A 14,729-nucleotide genomic window follows, 5' to 3' on the forward strand; every position below is an offset into this window, starting at 1 on the left:
CGGGAGAGACCACGTGAGCACCACCCAGTCAGCACCAGACCCCGAGGCCCTGCGCGACCTCGCCGTGACCGTGGCCGCGGAGGCGGGGGCGCTCGCGGCCGAGGGGCAGGCGGGTATCACCGTGCTCGACACCAAGTCGAGCCCGACGGACGTCGTCACCAAGATGGACCGCGCCACCGAGGAGCTCATCCGGGCCCGGCTCCTGGCGCAGCGCCCCCACGACGCGGTCCTGGGAGAGGAGGGCGGGGACGACGCCGGCACCAGCCGGGTGCGGTGGGTCGTCGACCCCATCGACGGGACCGTCAACTACCTCTACGGCAGCCCCGACTGGGGTGTGGCGATCGCCGCCGAGGTGGACGGGGTCGTGGTCGCCGCGGCCGTCAACATCCCCTCGCGCGGGGAGATGTTCGAGGCGGTCCGGGGCGGCGGCGCCCGGCGCGACGGCGAGCTGCTGCGCGCCCCCGACGCCGTGCCCCTGGACCGGGCCCTGGTCGCCACGGGCTTCGGCTACTTCCCCGAGCGGCGCGTCCAGCAGGCACGGGTGCTGCTGGAGGTCATCCCGCACATCCGTGACATCCGCCGGGGAGGGTCGGCCGCGGTCGACCTCACCGGCCTGGCCACGGGCCGCTACAACGCCTTCTACGAACGCGGCCTGCACGCCTGGGACTGGTCCGCGCCCGGCCTGGTCGCCACCGAGGCGGGCCTGAGGCTGGGAGGGCCGCACGGCGGGCCGCCCAGTGAGGACCTGGTCATCGCCGCCCGCCCCGGGCTCTACGAGGAGCTGGCGGAGCTCCTGGCGCCGCTGGGGGCCGACACCGACGGCTGACGGCCCCTCCACAGCGCCACCACCCGTACCCCAGAAGGCCCCCGCCCGCACCCCAAGGGGTTGGACGTGCACGCATGGTCCTGCGTCAGCCCCGGGGGTGAGAGGTGGGCCGGTCAGGGTGCCTCAGCCACTGGGGGGTTCGCGAGGGGCGCGCCAGTGTTCTGCAGGCCGAGGGCGTAGCCGAAGCGAGGAACGAGCGGAGGCCCGAAGAAAACACAGGCGGAGGCCCCAAAAAAGCACGAGGGGCGGGAAGCGGCGAAAGCCGCTCCCCGCCCCTCATCCGTTCATCCGTCCCGGTCCCTCGGGATCCGGGCGGTGCCGACGGAGGGACGTCAGCAGTGGGTGTCGACGCCGTTGCGAGCCGCGATGCGGTACAGGTCCTCCAGTTCCGCGGCGTGCGTGTCGGCGAGGTGGTCGTCTCCGGCGGCCTGGGCCGACTGGAGCGAACGGTAGGTCTCGTTGATGCGGACCTTCATCTCCGCGAGGAACTCGCCCATGACACCTCTTCCAGGGGTAGGCACCGGTACGGCTCGCCGCACCGGTGTGCATCCGTGTGTGTACGCCGACGCGTGTGCGCAGGGCCGGCACGTCCCTGTGCGCGTGCCCGTCGCGTCCCGACCGGTCCGGCCGGGGTCCACGCGTGCGTCCCCTACCTGTACCGCACTGTGACTCACGTCAAACCACCGCCCCCCGCGCGTGATCCTTCCGTGATCGACCGCGCGCGCCGGTCCGGTTCCGGAGTCCGGAAACGCCGTCGTCACCGGGGTTCCGGTGTTCGGTGGGCGACGGACCGCCGCGGCCCGTACCAAGGGCGGGTCCATGGTGTCCCATCACACATTCTCCGGTTGCGCCCTGTGCTTACTTGTTTCTTATTCTTGATGTGTCAGTTTTGAGATGTGCGGGGATACGTCGCTGCCGACGGTTGGGGGATTCGTCGGCGGCGGCTCCCCGTGCACGAAGGGAGCTGTGAAGCTCCCGGCCGACGCCCGATCTCCGGGCGGAGGAGGAAGACGGTGGTTTACCGTCTCCTTACTCCGCATATGAGACAACGGTTGACGCGGCCGGGACCAAGAACGCCGCTGCCGGTGTGTTGGGGGATGCGCCGGCAGCGGCCCCCTTTTTTCCCAGGCACCAACGCTCGAGAAGGACAACGTGCGCGTACTCGTGGTCGAAGACGAACGGGTTCTGGCCGACGCCGTGGCCCTGGGACTGCGCCGCGAGGCGATGGCCGTGGACGTGGTCTACGACGGCGACACGGCCCTGGAGCACACCGCGGTCAACGACTACGATGTGATCGTGCTCGACCGCGACCTGCCCGGAACCCATGGTGACGACGTCGCGCGCACCCTGGTCGAGGAGAGCTACACCGGCCGCATCCTGATGCTCACCGCCTCCGGCGGCGTCCAGGACAAGGTCGAGGGCCTGACCATCGGCGCCGACGACTACCTCGCCAAGCCCTTCGCCTTCGCCGAGCTCATCGCCCGCGTGCACGCCCTGGGCCGCCGCTCGGCGCCGCCGCTGCCGCCCGTTCTGGAGCGGCACGGCATCACGCTCGACCCGGCCAACCACCGCGTGCACCGCGACGGCCGCGAGATCCCCCTCACCCCCAAGGAGTTCGCCGTCCTGCAGGTGCTCATGCGCGCCCAGGGGACCGTGGTCAGCGCCGAAGGGCTGCTGGAGAAGGCCTGGGACGAGAACGCCGACCCCTTCACCAACGTCGTGCGGGTCACCGTCATGACCCTGCGCAAGAAGATCGGCGACCCGCCGGTCATCCAGACCGTCCCCGGCGCCGGATACCGGCTGTGAGACCGGGCGAGCGCGCCGAGCCGGACCAGGTCGAACCCACCCGCCCCGGCGACACCGGGACCTGGCGCCGCCTGCACACCGCCTCGCCCGACCGGGAGGGCGGCGAGCGTTCCGCCGCCGCCGAACGCGTGTACCGCTTCACCGACAACCTCAGCCTGCGCGCGCGGCTCACGCTCATCTACGGGATGCTGTTCTTCGCGGCCGGGTCCGTGCTGGTGCTGGTCAACTACCTCATCGTCGCGGTCCTGCTCAACGCCCTGCTGGCGGAGGAGGGCGCCGCGGAGCTGCTGGCCCAGCGCCACCTCATCGAGGAGGTGCTCACCCACGTCACCCGGTTCTCCCTGCTCGCCCTGTTCCTCGTCGGCCTGCTCGCGGTCGCCCTGGGCTACGCGGTGGCCGGGCGCGCCCTGTCTCCGCTGCAGAAGATCACGCGCATCGCCCGCCGGCTGTCGGAGCGCTCCCTGCACGAGCGCATCGCCCTGTCCGGGCCCGACGACGAGATCCGCGAGCTCGCCGACACCTTCGACGGCATGCTGGAGCGCCTGGACCGGGCCTTCGACGGCCAGCGCCGCTTCGTCGCCAACGCCTCGCACGAGCTGCGCACGCCCCTGGCGATCAACCGCACCCTGCTGGAGGTCGCCCTCAGCGCCCCCGAGGTCTCCCCGGACCTCAAGAGCGTCGGCCAGACCCTGCTGGAGACCAACGCCCGGCACGAGCGCCTCATCGACGGCCTGCTCTTCCTGGCCAAGAGCGACCGGGAGCTGGAGTCGCGGACCCGGGTCGACCTCGGCGAGGTCGCGGAGACGGTCCTGAGCCAGCTCTCGGGGGACATCGAGGAGTCGGGGCTGCTGCTGCGCCGCGACCTGCGCCCCGGTGCCGTGGTCGGCGACCCGGTCCTGCTGGAGCGCCTGGCCGCCAACCTGGTGGAGAACGCCCTCAAGTACAACGTCGAGGGCGGCGAGATCACCGTGCGCAGCGGCATGTACGAGGGCGTGCCGGCGATCCAGGTGGAGAACTCCGGCAAGGTCATCCCCGCCTACGAGATCGAGGGCCTGTTCGAGCCGTTCCGGCGCGGATCGGGCGACCGGGTCGGCTCCGGCCGCAGCGCCGGGCTGGGCCTGTCGATCGTGCGCTCGGTGGTGCGCGCCCACGAGGGCGTCGTGACGGCGTGGCCCCGCGCGGGCGGCGGGCTGGTCATCACCGTCTGTCTGCCGCTGGCTCCGCCCGAGGCCCCCGAGCGCCGGTGAATCGGGCCGCGGCCCACCGAATCGCACTCGCGCCTGCTTCGTGGTATCTATACGTGTCCGAAGACACGCCCACCCGCGTCACGAGCGTCGACCCCGGGTGGGTATGCTTCCCCGGGCGTGGACACGGAGGGAATACCTCCTGACGTGGGCATGTCTTTGTTTTCGCCCATGGCCGGGGGTTTCTTCCACGCTTGTCCGGAGTGGGCGGAAACGGGTTTTCGAGGTCTACGGGACACCCGACGTTGGGTAGTACGAGAGGAACCGATCGGGGCGCGGCCGCCGGTGCGTGGCCGTCTCCGGTCACGGTGCCGAAAAGTACCGCTGACCTGTGAGCGGTGGCCCGGGAGGGGGCACGGTTCACCGATGTCGGGAAAACTCATCGACCGATCCGGGCACAACAGAGGTCTCTCAAGCGTTACACCCGCGCGACGAGGCACTAAACGAGGGGGATGGAGTTAGCAGAGATGGCCACCGACTACGACAGCCCGCGCAAGACTGACGAGGACATCAACGAGGACAGCCTCCAGGAGCTGCAGGCGCGGCGCGTGGACAAGGGCACCGGCACGATCGACGTCGACCCCGACGAGGCCAACGAAGGGCTCGAACTGCCCGGAGCGGACCTGTCCGGCGAGGAGCTCGCGGTCCGCGTGCTCCCGCGTCAGGCCGACGAGTTCACCTGCTCGCGCTGCTTCCTGGTGCACCACCGCAGTCAGCTCGCCGAGCAGCGCGCCGGCCAGCTGGTCTGCAAGGAGTGCGCCTGACAGAACGGGACGGACACCCGCCGTCCCGCTCCGAGAACCGTTCCCCGACAGGCCGACCGAACGCGCCATGACCCGATGCGTCCCCTCCGGGGGCGCATCGCGCGCGTGCGGGGGTACCCTGCGGGGTACCCGCGACGTGGGGACACGAGGGAGGGCCCGTGCACGACGACCAGCAGCCCGAGAACGACGGCCCCCGGGAGGACGAGCACCCCGGGGAGGGCGAGGGCCGCGACGCCGAGCGCCGTGAGCTGGGCGTCCTCGTGGGGCGCATCCTCTCCGAGGAGCTGGCGACCGTGGAGGGCGACGCCGAGGGGGAGGGCGCGGCCGAGCGCCGCCGCCGGCTGCGCGAGCTCGTCGGTGCCCTGGGGGCCAGTGCCCGGTCCGCCGGACTGCGCGGCGTCGCCGCCGGGCGGTGGCTGAGCGAGACCTTCGCCGAGGAGATCGCCCCCCGCGTCCCCATCCGCGACCACGCCACACTCGTGCGCCACCACGGCGGCCTGGACGGCGAGGAGCTCGCCGACGCCCTCCAGCGCACCGCGGTGCGCGCCACCACCGCCGTGGGCATGGCCGGGGGCGCCCTCTCGGCCGTGCAGTGGGCCGCGCCCCCGCTCCTGCTCGCCACGCCCGCGCGCCTGGCCGCGGAGACCCTGCTGGTCGCCGCGGTCGAGGTCAAACTCATCGGTGAGCTGCACGAGCTCTACGACGCCCCGGTCACCGCCGACGGCGGCCTGCGCCGCAACGCGGGCTACCTCGGGGCGTGGGTGCACCGCCGGGGCGTGGACCCCACCAAGCCCGAGGAGACGCTCCTGCTGGCCGTCGGCGCGGCCGCCAAGACCGCGCTGCGCGACCGGCTGCTGCGGCTGCTGGGGCGCAACCTCACGACTCTGGGGCCCTACCTCACCGGCGCCGCGGCCGGCGGCGTCGTCAACCGTCTGGCCACCGGCGCGCTGGCCGCCAGGGTCCGGGCCGACCTGCGCGCCCAGAGCATCACCCGCGGCGGGGACCCCGGGGAACTGGAGTCCTGACCCGGGCCGACCCCGGTGGGGGAGCGGCACTCGCCGCCCCCCGCCGGGGTCGGCCCGCGCGCGGCCGGGCCCCTCAGTCGGATACGAGCTCCGGCTCCAGGCCGGCCGAGCCGTGCACCTTCTTCCGGGTGGCCCGCACGGCCAGCACCCGCGCCACCTCCACGCCCACGCCGGCCACGACGGCCCAGCCCAAGGCGCGGCCGAGGCTCACGTCGGGGGACTCCAGGTCCGTCGGGGGCTCCTCCCCGGTGGCGCGGGTCCAGGCGAAGGTCAGGGCCTTGCGCGTGACGAACTCCGCCGCGAACCCCGCCGCGAAACCGAGGAGTGCGGGACCGAGTTCACCGCCGTCCTTCTTAGCCATGTGAATCGTTCACCGTTTCCGTTGTGCGTACGCCGGTGCGCGGACCGCGCACCCTCTGCGTACGGAATCCTTTCACGCCCGGCACGGCGAACACAGGGGGCCCGACACGGCGTCCCCGCTCCCGCGCGGACCTTGTCCACAAGGCGGAGCGAACACGCGTCGAAGAGCACTAACATTGGCGCATGACCAACGGCTCTCATTCCTTCCGCATGCCCGACAAGCCCTCGCTGGACGGTATCGAGGCGAAGTGGGTCGACGTATGGGATGAGTCCGGCGTCTACCACTTCGACCGTACCCGCAGCCGCGAGGACGTCTTCTCCATCGACACCCCGCCGCCCACGGTCTCGGGTTCGCTGCACATCGGACACGTGTTCTCCTACACGCACACCGACACCGTCGCCCGTTTCCAGCGCATGAACGGCAAGGCCGTCTTCTACCCCATGGGCTGGGACGACAACGGCCTGCCGACCGAGCGCCGCGTCCAGAACTACTACGGCGTGCGCTGCGACCCCTCGGTCGCCTACGACCCGGACTTCCAGCCCCCGGCCAAGCCCGACCCCAAGCGGCAGGTCCCCATCTCCCGCCGCAACTTCATCGAGCTGTGCGACCAGCTCACGGCCGAGGACGAGAAGGTCTTCGAGTCCATCTGGCGCCGCCTCGGGCTGAGCGTCGACTGGCGGCACACCTACGCCACCATCGACGACAACTCCCGCACCGCCGCCCAGCGCGCCTTCCTGCGCAACCTGGCGCGCGGCGAGGCGTACATGTCCGAGGCGCCCACGCTGTGGGACGTGACCTTCCGCACCGCCGTCGCCCAGGCGGAGCTGGAGGACCGGGAGCGCCCCAGCGCCTACCACAAGGTCGCCTTCCACCGGCCCGATGGCGACCCGGTCCACATCGAGACCACCCGCCCCGAGCTGCTGGCCGCCTGCGTGGCCCTGGTCGCCCACCCCGACGACGAGCGCTACCAGCACCTGTTCGGCACCACCGTGCGCACGCCGGTCTTCGGCGTCGAGGTCCCGGTGCGGGCGCACCGCCTGGCCGACCCCGAGAAGGGGTCCGGCATCGCGATGATCTGCACCTTCGGCGACACCACCGACGTCACCTGGTGGCGCGAGCTCGACCTGGACACCCGGCCGATCATCGGCTGGGACGGGCGCATCGTCGCGGAGACCCCCTCGGGCCTGCCCGAGCAGGGCCGGGAGGCCTACGCGCGCCTGGTCGGCGCCACCATGCACACCGCCCGCGAGCGCACCGTGGAGATGCTGCGCGAGAGCGGCGACCTCGTCGGGGAGCCCACGGCCATCACCCACCCGGTGAAGTTCTACGAGAAGGGCGACAAGCCGCTCGAGATCGTCACCACCCGCCAGTGGTACATCCGCAACGGCGGCCGGGACGAGGAGCTGCGCTCGCAGCTGGTCCAGCGCGGCCGCGAGCTGGTCTGGCACCCGGACCACATGCGCCAGCGCTACGAGAACTGGGTGGAGGGCCTCAACGGCGACTGGCTGGTCAGCCGCCAGCGCTTCTTCGGCGTGCCCTTCCCCGTCTGGTATCCGCTGGACGGCGACGGCAACCCGCGCTACGACGAGCCGCTGCTGCCCTCCGAGGACCAGCTGCCCATCGACCCCAGCTCGCAGGCACCGGAGGGCTACACCGAGTCCCAGCGCGGCCGGCCGGGCGGGTTCATGGGCGACCCCGACGTCATGGACACCTGGGCGACCTCCTCGCTCTCCCCGCAGATCGCCTCGGGCTGGGAACGCGACCAGGACCTCTTCGAGCGGGTCTTCCCGATGGACCTGCGCCCCCAGGGCCAGGACATCATCCGCACCTGGCTGTTCGCCACGGTCGTGCGCGCCAACTTCGAGAACGGCACGCTGCCCTGGCGCACCACCGGCATCTCCGGATGGATCCTGGACCCGGACCGCAAGAAGATGTCCAAGTCCAAGGGCAACGTCGTCACGCCCGTGGCGCTGCTGGAGAAGTACAGCTCCGACGCCGTGCGCTACTGGGCGGCCAGCGGCCGCCTGGGCACCGACACCGCGATGGACGAGGGCCAGATGAAGGTCGGCCGACGGCTGGCCATCAAGATCCTCAACGCCAGCAAGTTCGTGATGTCGGTGGCCGGTGAGGGCGCCTCCGTCGACCCCTCCCAGGTCACCGAGCCCCTGGACCGGGCGATGCTGGCCGCGCTGGCCGAGGTCGTCGACGAGGCCACCGCCGCGTTCGCCGCCTACGACCACACGCGGGCCCTGGAGCGCACCGAGCGCTTCTTCTGGGACTTCTGCGACGACTACCTCGAACTCGTCAAGACCCGCGCCTACAACACCGAGGCCGCCGAGGGCGCCTCCGCCCGTGCCGCGCTGCTCGTCGCCCTGGGCGCGCTGCACAAGCTGTTCGCGCCCTTCCTGCCCTTCGTCACCGAAGAGGTCTGGAGCTGGTGGCAGGACGGTTCGGTGCACGCCCAGGCCTGGCCCCAGGCGGCCGGGTACCGCACCGCCGCGGCCGACGGCGACCCCGCCGTCCTGGCGGCCACGGCCGAGGTGCTGCGCGCGGTCCGCAAGGCCAAGTCCGAGGCCAAGCTGTCCATGCGCGCCGAGGTCGAGCACGTGCGGGTGGCCGGCAAGCAGGCCGAGTCGGCCCGGGCCGCGGCCGGGGACATCGCCGCGGCCGGGCGTGCCGCGGGGATCGACTTCGAGGTGACCGACGACGGTGAGCTCACCGTCGAGGTGGTCCTGCCCGCGCCCGAAGCGGAGTAGTACGCCGATGCGCGGCCCCGGACCACGGTCCGGGGCCGCGCTGCACACCGAGCCGGGGTCTGGGGAGCGATAAGCTCGGCCGATGTGAGTACCACATCCCCGGAGGGCGGACGGATTCCGATCACGGTCCAGCGCCTGGACCCCGGACTTCCGCTGCCCCAGTACGCGCACCCCGGCGACGCGGGTGCCGACCTGTACACCACGACCGACGTCGTCCTCGCACCGGGAGAGCGCGCCACCGTCCCCACCGGTCTGGCGATCGCCCTGCCCGAGGGGTATGCCGCCTTCGTGCACCCCCGCTCCGGGCTCGCCGCGCGGAGCGGCCTGACCATCGTCAACGCCCCGGGAACGGTCGACGCCGGCTACCGGGGCGAGATCAAGGTGACCCTGCTCAACACCGACCGGGACGCGCCTGTGAAGCTGTCCCGCGGCGACCGGATCGCCCAGATGGTGGTTCAGCGCGTGGAACGGGCGGAGTTCGTCGAGGCGGACGCACTGCCGGAGTCCGCGCGCGGAGCGGGTGGTTTCGGTTCGACCGGGGGACACACCGAACAACGGTGACCGTCCCCAGACATCCCCCGGTGCGATCCCGGGACCAACGTCAATCGGAGAGGTGAAGGCGTGTTTGGACGCCGCCGCAAGAAGCGGGACCAGGAGACCGACAGAACCGCGAAGGAAGCCCCGGAGCCTCGGCGGGGCGCCGCCGGGGCGGTCTCCTTCGGCAACGAGATCGAACCCGAACGGCCCACGGCCCACGCGCCCAAGGAGGCCGACCGCCACCGCGCCAACGGGCCCTGGGACGCCGGTGAGGACGCTCCCGACCTCCAGCGGATGGACCTGGGCAGCATCCGGCTGCCGGTCCAGCAGGGGTCCCAGATCCAGGTGAACCTCACCAAGGACGCCCAGGGCAAGCAGCGCATCATCGGTGTGACGCTGGTGCTGGGCAAGACCTGGCTCCAGGTCCGGCCCTTCGCCGCCCCCAAGACCTCCGGTCTGTGGGACGAGCGGCGCGCGGAGATCCTCGACCAGATCGCCAAGGAGGGCGGCCGGTCCGAGGAGCACGAGGGCACCTTCGGTACCGAGATCAAGGCCCTGCTGCCGGTCAAGGGCCGCACGACCGAGGACGGCAAGCAGGTCGCCGAGCCGGTGCGCTTCATCGGCGTGGACGGACCGCGCTGGCTGCTGCACGGAGTGATCCGCGGCGAGGGCGCCATCCGGCCCGAGAAGATGGGCGAGGTCGAGCAGATCTTCGCCGGCATCGTCGTGGTCCGCGGTGACCAGCCGGTGCCGCCGGGGGACATGCTGACCATCACCGTTCCCAAGAAGGTCCAGGAGCAGATGGCCGAGGCGGCCAAGACCCGGGCGGCCCAGCGCGCGGCGGGCGGTTCCGTGAACGGCGACTCGCCGGGGGGCACGGCCTCGGGGCCCAAGAAGGCCTGACCGGCGGGCGGTACGGCGGCCGGTACGGGCCGGCGGCCGACACGAGCGGGGAAGCGCTGTCTTCCGTAGTCTGGGGTCCATGACACAGACCGAGAACAGCGCTCCCCAGCCGCTCCCGGAGGACTGGAGCCGGGCCTTGGCGGTCGTCGCCCACCCGGACGACCTGGAATTCGGCGCCTCGTCGGCGATCGCCCGCTGGACCGGACAGGGCAAGCACGTCACCGAGCTCCTGGTCACCAAGGGCGAGGCCGGTATCGACAGCCTGCCGCCCGAGGAGTGCGCGCCCGTGCGCATGGCCGAGCAGCGCGCGTCGGCGGCGACCGTCGGCGTGACCACCGTGGAGTTCCTCGACTTCCCCGACGGCACCCTGGAGTACGGCCTGCCGTTGCGCCGCGCCCTGGCGGAGGCGATCCGCCGGCACCGGCCCGAGGTCGTCGTCTCCATCAACTTCCGCGAGAACTTCGGCGACATGCGGTTCTTCAACCACGCCGACCACCGGGTGCTCGGCCCGGCCCTGCTGGACGCGGTCCGCGACGCCGCCAACCGGTGGGTGTTCCCCGAACAGCTCACCGACGGCCTCGAGCCGTGGTCTCAGGTGCGCTTCGTGGCCTTCGGCAGCTCACCGCGCGCCACCCACTACGTGGAGCTGGGCGAGGAGCACCTGGCGGCGGGGGTGGCCTCCCTCGCCGACCACGCCGTGTACCTGTCCAACCTCGACGGCTTCGACCAGGAGTCCTTCCTTCCGCAGGCCGCGGCCCAGGCGGGCGCGTGGGCCGGGGTGCCCCTCGCGACCGGCTTCGAGGTCTTCGACGGCTAGACCGGGTTCGGGCGCCTTTGAGACGGGGCCTTCGCGGCTTCCGGTGTGCCCGCTCGTTCCTCACGGACCCACCTCCAGCCACTCCAGGACCCGTCGGCGTTCTAGCTGTGTTTTCTTTGGGCCTCCGCTCGTTCCCACGCCGTCGCCCGCCACCACCCTCAACGGACGCCTGCGGCGCAGTCCTTCCTGCTTTGGCCCGGATAGACCCCCTGGGGTTGAGGTGAGCCGGACCGTTGACCTGCAACCCCCGGGGGGTACGGCAGGCTGGACGGCCGGCGTCCAACGCCTGTGGTCCCGACGAGCGGAATCGTTGACCTGCAACCCCCCGGAGGGTCGTGGTGGGTGGGATCGTTCACCTTCGACCCCCAGGGAGACGCGGCAGGCAACCCCTGGGGTCCGCGAGCAGAACACCTCCACCCCCCCTGTGGTTCCGGTGAGGGTGGCGGCTTTGGCTCGGATGGGCCCCTGGGGGACGGCGCCCGGCCGGTTCGGCTCAGTCCTGGGCGGGGCCCGGGTCGTCGGGGTCGGTCACCCGGCCCAGGAACAGGACGGCCTCGCGGCGGCGCAGGACCACCACGAACGGCCGGTCGACGGTGAAGCGCACCGGGGCGGTCGGCACGGCGGCCGCCATCACCATGACCGCGGCGGTGGCCGCGGCCCCCTCGGCGCCCTTCTCGTCCACGCGCAGCACCGACTGGTGCAGCAGCGCGTCGACCCTGAGCGGTTCCTCGCTGATCCCGTCGAAGCGGGCGGCGTCCGTGGCGAACTCGGCGACCCCCAGGGACGCCAGCGGTTCGAGCAGGGCGGAGTCGGTGTCGACGGCGAAGCGGGGCAACGCCAGTTCGACCTGGGTGCGGCGCAGGCCCCTGTACAGGGCGGTCAGCGCCTCGGCGGTCACCGGGGGCAGGGCCGGTGGTCGGGCGTCGGGCAGGAGCACGTCCAGCGCGAGGTCGTGCTCCCCCTCCAGGCTGACCATGCTCCAGCCCGCCGCGGAGGCGTAGGGCATCCGCCCGGTGCGGTGCATGGTGGCGACGCGGCGCCGGCCGTCCGGCGCGTGGAAGGCCCGCTCGCGGGTGGCGGCCACCTCGAACGGCTCGGACCACACCATCTTCACCCACAGGGCGTTGACCAGGAGCAGGCGTGTGGCGGGGTCGACGCTGCCGAAGGGGAGCAGCCGCGGGATGAGGCCGCGCGTCACGTCGGAGACCTTGCCGTTGACGCGCTCTCGCACGCCCTCGGGGTCGTCCCGGAAGGCCGCGCCCTCGACCTCGGCGCCGGTGCGCGAGCGGACCCGGTCCGCGAAGGCGGCCCGCAGCGGCAGGTCGTCGGGGACGTAGAGGCCGTTGAGCGTGGCCAGGTCGAGGCCGTCCGCTCCGGCCACGGCCTCGTCCAGGGCGGTGAGCTGCCCGGGGAGGTCCTCCCCGAGCAGCCCCACCAGTTCGTCCCGGGTGCGCGCGGACGCCGCCGTGGCGAGCAGGCCCAGGACGGTGCCCACCGAGTGCGGTGACCACACGTGCGACACGCCCTCCCGGGTCAGGGCGCGGTCCAGGGCGGCGGCGAACTCCAGGTGGTCCGTACGCGGCCGCGCGGGCGGCTTCATCGGCGTGGCTCCCGTCGGCGGTCGTCTGGTGTGGCCACAATACGGAGTCGCGGTGCCTCCCGCCAGCGTTCCCGCTCAGCCGGCGCAACGGGGTCCTCGGGATCGGTCACCCGACCCAGGAACAGGACCGCGCCCCGCCGGCGCAGCACGAACAGGAACGGCCGGTCGACGGTCACGGTGAACGCGGTCTCGCGCGGCGCGCTCCCCGGCATCGCGACCGCGGTGGCGGCGGCGCCCTCCGCGCCCCGTTCGTCGACCCTGAACACGGCCTGGTGGATGATCTCGCCCAGGTACAGGGGGAGCCGGAGATGCCGCCGTAGTCCCCGTCGAACAGGCCGGTCGCGCCCAGCCCGCGCAGCGGCTCGCCCAGCTCGCGCCTGGACTCCGCCCGGAAGCGGGGCAGCGCCAGCCGTACCTGCTCCGTCCTGCGCCGCTGGTAGAGGGCCGCCAGGTCGGCGGTTCCGGGTGCCTCCTGGCCGTCCTCGGGCAGCAGCACGTCCAGGGACACCCCGTGGCGGCCCGCCAGTGTGACCATGCGCCAGCCGTTCGCCTGGGCGTAGTGCATGGGGCCCGTCCGGTGCATGGTGGGGGCCGGGTGCGTGCCGCCGGGGGCGTGGAAGGGGCGGTCGCGGGTGAGTTCGACGTCGAAGGGCTGTGTCCACACGGCCTTCATCCAGAGGACGTTGACCAGGAGCATCGCGGTCTCCGGCGTGACGTCCGCCGGCTGGAGCAGGTCGGTGACCAGGCCCCGGGTGGTGCGAGCGACGCCGTCGTTGATGCGGGCGCGCACGCCGGCGGCGTCGCCCGCGAAGTCCGCCGGGTGCACGGCGGCGTTGGCCCGCGCGTGGAAGCGGGCGCGGAACTCCGGGCGCAGGGGCGTGTCGGCGCTCACGTGGATGTCGTTGGCGGTGGCCAGGTCCAGTCCAGGCTCGTCGGCGACCGCGGGGTCCAGCTCCGCGAGGCAGCGCTCGGGATCCGCTCCCAGCACCCACTCCCACCGCTCACGGGTCCGGCCCCGCGCGCCGGGTCCATCCAGGCGGCGAAGGCGAGCGACAGGGGGTACGGGGGAGTGTCCATACGGGGCTCCTGGGGGGTGAGTCGGGGGCGCGAGGGCAACGGTCCGGATACGGATGCGTGCGAGGTGTGAGGTCGGACACGGGACAAGAGGGCTCGAAAGGCGACAAGTGGGCTCGACGGCCGCGATGGCCGCTCCGGCGCCGCCCCGGGGGCGCCCGTCCGTGAAATAGGGTGGGAGGCCATGGCGGGTCGCTCCGTCCGCCGTCCGTGGGAGCGGAGGCGGCAGGGTGCGGGCCCAGAGTACGGAACCTGTCCCTGGAGCGGAATGACTGAGCAGCAGCGGGACGCCGGAGAGGGCGCTCCCGCCGACGACGCGGCCGGAGCACCGAAGGTCACCGAGGGCACGGTCGAGGCGCTGGTCCGGGCCCAGCTGGCCAAGGCCCTGGGCGGCAAGCGCGGCATGGTCGAGGCGGCCGTCCCCACGCTGACGTTCACCATCTCCTACATCATCAGTTCCGAACTGCGCCTGTCGATCTACGCCGGTGTGGCCGCGGCCCTGCTGCTCGGCGCCGTCCGGCTCGTCCAGCGCTCCTCGGTGCAGTACGTGATCACCAGCCTGCTGGGGATCGGCATCGCCGCGCTCTTCGCCATGCGCAGCGGGAACGCCGCCGACGCCTTCCTCCCGGGCATCTACTACAACGCGATCTACGCGGTGGTGCTGTCGATCTCCGTACTCGTGCGATGGCCGGCGATCGGGCTGATGATCGGCCCGTTCATCGGCCACAAGGAGGACTTCACCTCCTGGCGGGCCGACCCGGCGGTGGTCAGACTGGCCTCGCGGCTCACCTGGCTGCTGGTGCTGCCGTGCGTGATCCGCGTCCTGGTGCAGTACCCGCTCTGGCTCGCCGACCACTACGAGTGGGCCGACACCTTCGCGCTGCTCGGCTTCTCCAAGGTCGCGATGGGCTGGCCCCTGCAGGTCGCCGCCTTCGCCGCCATGGTGTGGGTGCTGGCCCGGGGCCGCACCCCCCTGGCCGCCGACCCCGACTCGCGGGAGCAGGCCTAGCCCGCGG

Annotated in this window: 15 protein-coding genes; 10 read left to right on the plus strand and 5 right to left on the minus strand. The window is 72.5% G+C overall.

Annotation, left to right across the window (positions count from 1 at the left end; genetic code table 11):
* The first annotated feature begins 13 nt into the window (after positions 1-13).
* Positions 14-826: an inositol monophosphatase family protein gene (locus HNR10_RS26955; RefSeq protein WP_179828312.1), complete on the plus strand. Its 813-nt coding sequence runs from the start codon at positions 14-16 to the stop codon at positions 824-826.
* A 332-nt stretch (positions 827-1,158) separates the two neighbouring features.
* On the opposite strand, the gene HNR10_RS26960 is transcribed toward HNR10_RS26955, so the two are convergent.
* Positions 1,159-1,323, minus strand: a complete 165-nt coding sequence (locus HNR10_RS26960; RefSeq protein ID WP_179828314.1) for a hypothetical protein — start codon at positions 1,321-1,323, stop codon at positions 1,159-1,161.
* Positions 1,324-1,978: 655 nt separating this feature from the next.
* Between HNR10_RS26960 and HNR10_RS26965 the strand changes: the two genes are divergently transcribed.
* The 4 genes from HNR10_RS26965 to HNR10_RS26980 all read left to right on the plus strand — a co-directional run bounded on the left by HNR10_RS26965 (position 1,979) and on the right by HNR10_RS26980 (position 5,665).
* Positions 1,979-2,632: a response regulator transcription factor gene (locus HNR10_RS26965; protein WP_179828316.1), complete on the plus strand. Its 654-nt coding sequence runs from the start codon at positions 1,979-1,981 to the stop codon at positions 2,630-2,632.
* Positions 2,629-3,879 carry a sensor histidine kinase gene (locus tag HNR10_RS26970; protein ID WP_179828318.1) on the plus strand — a complete coding sequence of 417 codons (1,251 nt, stop codon included), beginning with the start codon at positions 2,629-2,631 and terminating at the stop codon, positions 3,877-3,879. The genes HNR10_RS26965 and HNR10_RS26970 overlap by 4 nt, the downstream gene beginning before the upstream one ends.
* A 464-nt stretch (positions 3,880-4,343) precedes the next feature.
* A complete protein-coding gene (locus HNR10_RS26975) occupies positions 4,344-4,640 on the plus strand; it encodes a DUF4193 domain-containing protein (RefSeq protein ID WP_053619708.1) in 297 nt (98 codons plus the stop codon).
* Between the two features lie 158 nt (positions 4,641-4,798).
* Positions 4,799-5,665, plus strand: a complete 867-nt coding sequence (locus tag HNR10_RS26980) for a hypothetical protein (RefSeq protein ID WP_179828320.1) — start codon at positions 4,799-4,801, stop codon at positions 5,663-5,665.
* Between the two features lie 73 nt (positions 5,666-5,738).
* On the opposite strand, the gene HNR10_RS26985 is transcribed toward HNR10_RS26980, so the two are convergent.
* The gene (locus HNR10_RS26985) at positions 5,739-6,026 is read right to left on the minus strand and encodes a DUF4235 domain-containing protein (protein WP_179828322.1); all 288 of its coding nucleotides are present in this window, start codon (positions 6,024-6,026) and stop codon (positions 5,739-5,741) included.
* 182 nt (positions 6,027-6,208) lie between these two features.
* Between HNR10_RS26985 and valS the strand changes: the two genes are divergently transcribed.
* The 4 genes from valS (at position 6,209) to HNR10_RS27005 (ending at position 11,039) form a co-directional block, all read left to right on the plus strand.
* Positions 6,209-8,782, plus strand: coding sequence for a valine--tRNA ligase (gene valS, locus HNR10_RS26990; protein WP_179828324.1), 2,574 nt, complete (start codon positions 6,209-6,211; stop codon positions 8,780-8,782).
* Between the two features lie 84 nt (positions 8,783-8,866).
* A complete protein-coding gene (gene dut / locus HNR10_RS26995; protein WP_179828326.1) occupies positions 8,867-9,343 on the plus strand; it encodes a dUTP diphosphatase in 477 nt (158 codons plus the stop codon).
* A gap of 60 nt (positions 9,344-9,403) precedes the next feature.
* Positions 9,404-10,222: a DUF3710 domain-containing protein gene (locus HNR10_RS27000; protein WP_179828329.1), complete on the plus strand. Its 819-nt coding sequence runs from the start codon at positions 9,404-9,406 to the stop codon at positions 10,220-10,222.
* A 79-nt stretch (positions 10,223-10,301) separates the two neighbouring features.
* Positions 10,302-11,039 (plus strand): PIG-L deacetylase family protein, encoded by a 738-nt coding sequence (locus HNR10_RS27005; protein WP_179828331.1) that lies wholly within the window; start codon positions 10,302-10,304, stop codon positions 11,037-11,039.
* Positions 11,040-11,532: 493 nt separating this feature from the next.
* On the opposite strand, the gene HNR10_RS27010 is transcribed toward HNR10_RS27005, so the two are convergent.
* The 3 genes from HNR10_RS27010 to HNR10_RS32220 are packed head-to-tail and all read right to left on the minus strand — an operon-like array spanning position 11,533 to position 13,627.
* A complete protein-coding gene (locus HNR10_RS27010) occupies positions 11,533-12,639 on the minus strand; it encodes a serpin family protein (protein WP_179828333.1) in 1,107 nt (368 codons plus the stop codon).
* Positions 12,636-12,905: a serpin family protein gene (locus HNR10_RS31840; protein ID WP_179828335.1), complete on the minus strand. Its 270-nt coding sequence runs from the start codon at positions 12,903-12,905 to the stop codon at positions 12,636-12,638. Before HNR10_RS31840 ends, HNR10_RS27010 begins: the two co-directional genes overlap by 4 nt.
* The gene (locus tag HNR10_RS32220; protein WP_179828337.1) at positions 12,812-13,627 is read right to left on the minus strand and encodes a serpin family protein; all 816 of its coding nucleotides are present in this window, start codon (positions 13,625-13,627) and stop codon (positions 12,812-12,814) included. The genes HNR10_RS31840 and HNR10_RS32220 overlap by 94 nt, the downstream gene beginning before the upstream one ends.
* Before the next feature lie 354 nt (positions 13,628-13,981).
* Here HNR10_RS32220 and HNR10_RS27025 point away from each other — a divergent pair, with 354 nt between their 5' ends.
* Positions 13,982-14,722: a DUF3159 domain-containing protein gene (locus tag HNR10_RS27025; protein WP_179828339.1), complete on the plus strand. Its 741-nt coding sequence runs from the start codon at positions 13,982-13,984 to the stop codon at positions 14,720-14,722.
* Positions 14,723-14,729 lie beyond the last annotated feature (7 nt).

The organism is Nocardiopsis aegyptia, assembly GCF_013410755.1.
Lineage (GTDB): Bacteria > Actinomycetota > Actinomycetes > Streptosporangiales > Streptosporangiaceae > Nocardiopsis > Nocardiopsis aegyptia.

Bases quoted from the DNA above. Each gene is read 5' to 3' on its own strand.
- HNR10_RS26960 (WP_179828314.1), bottom strand. From the start codon at position 1,323: ATGGGCGAGTTCCTCGCGGAGATGAAGGTCCGCATCAACGAGACCTAC.
- HNR10_RS26975 (WP_053619708.1), top strand. From the start codon at position 4,344: ATGGCCACCGACTACGACAGCCCGCGCAAGACTGACGAGGACATCAAC.
- HNR10_RS26985 (WP_179828322.1), bottom strand. From the start codon at position 6,026: ATGGCTAAGAAGGACGGCGGTGAACTCGGTCCCGCACTCCTCGGTTTC.
- valS (WP_179828324.1), top strand. From the start codon at position 6,209: ATGACCAACGGCTCTCATTCCTTCCGCATGCCCGACAAGCCCTCGCTG.
- HNR10_RS27005 (WP_179828331.1), top strand. From the start codon at position 10,302: ATGACACAGACCGAGAACAGCGCTCCCCAGCCGCTCCCGGAGGACTGG.
- HNR10_RS27010 (WP_179828333.1), bottom strand. From the start codon at position 12,639: ATGAAGCCGCCCGCGCGGCCGCGTACGGACCACCTGGAGTTCGCCGCC.
- HNR10_RS27025 (WP_179828339.1), top strand. From the start codon at position 13,982: ATGACTGAGCAGCAGCGGGACGCCGGAGAGGGCGCTCCCGCCGACGAC.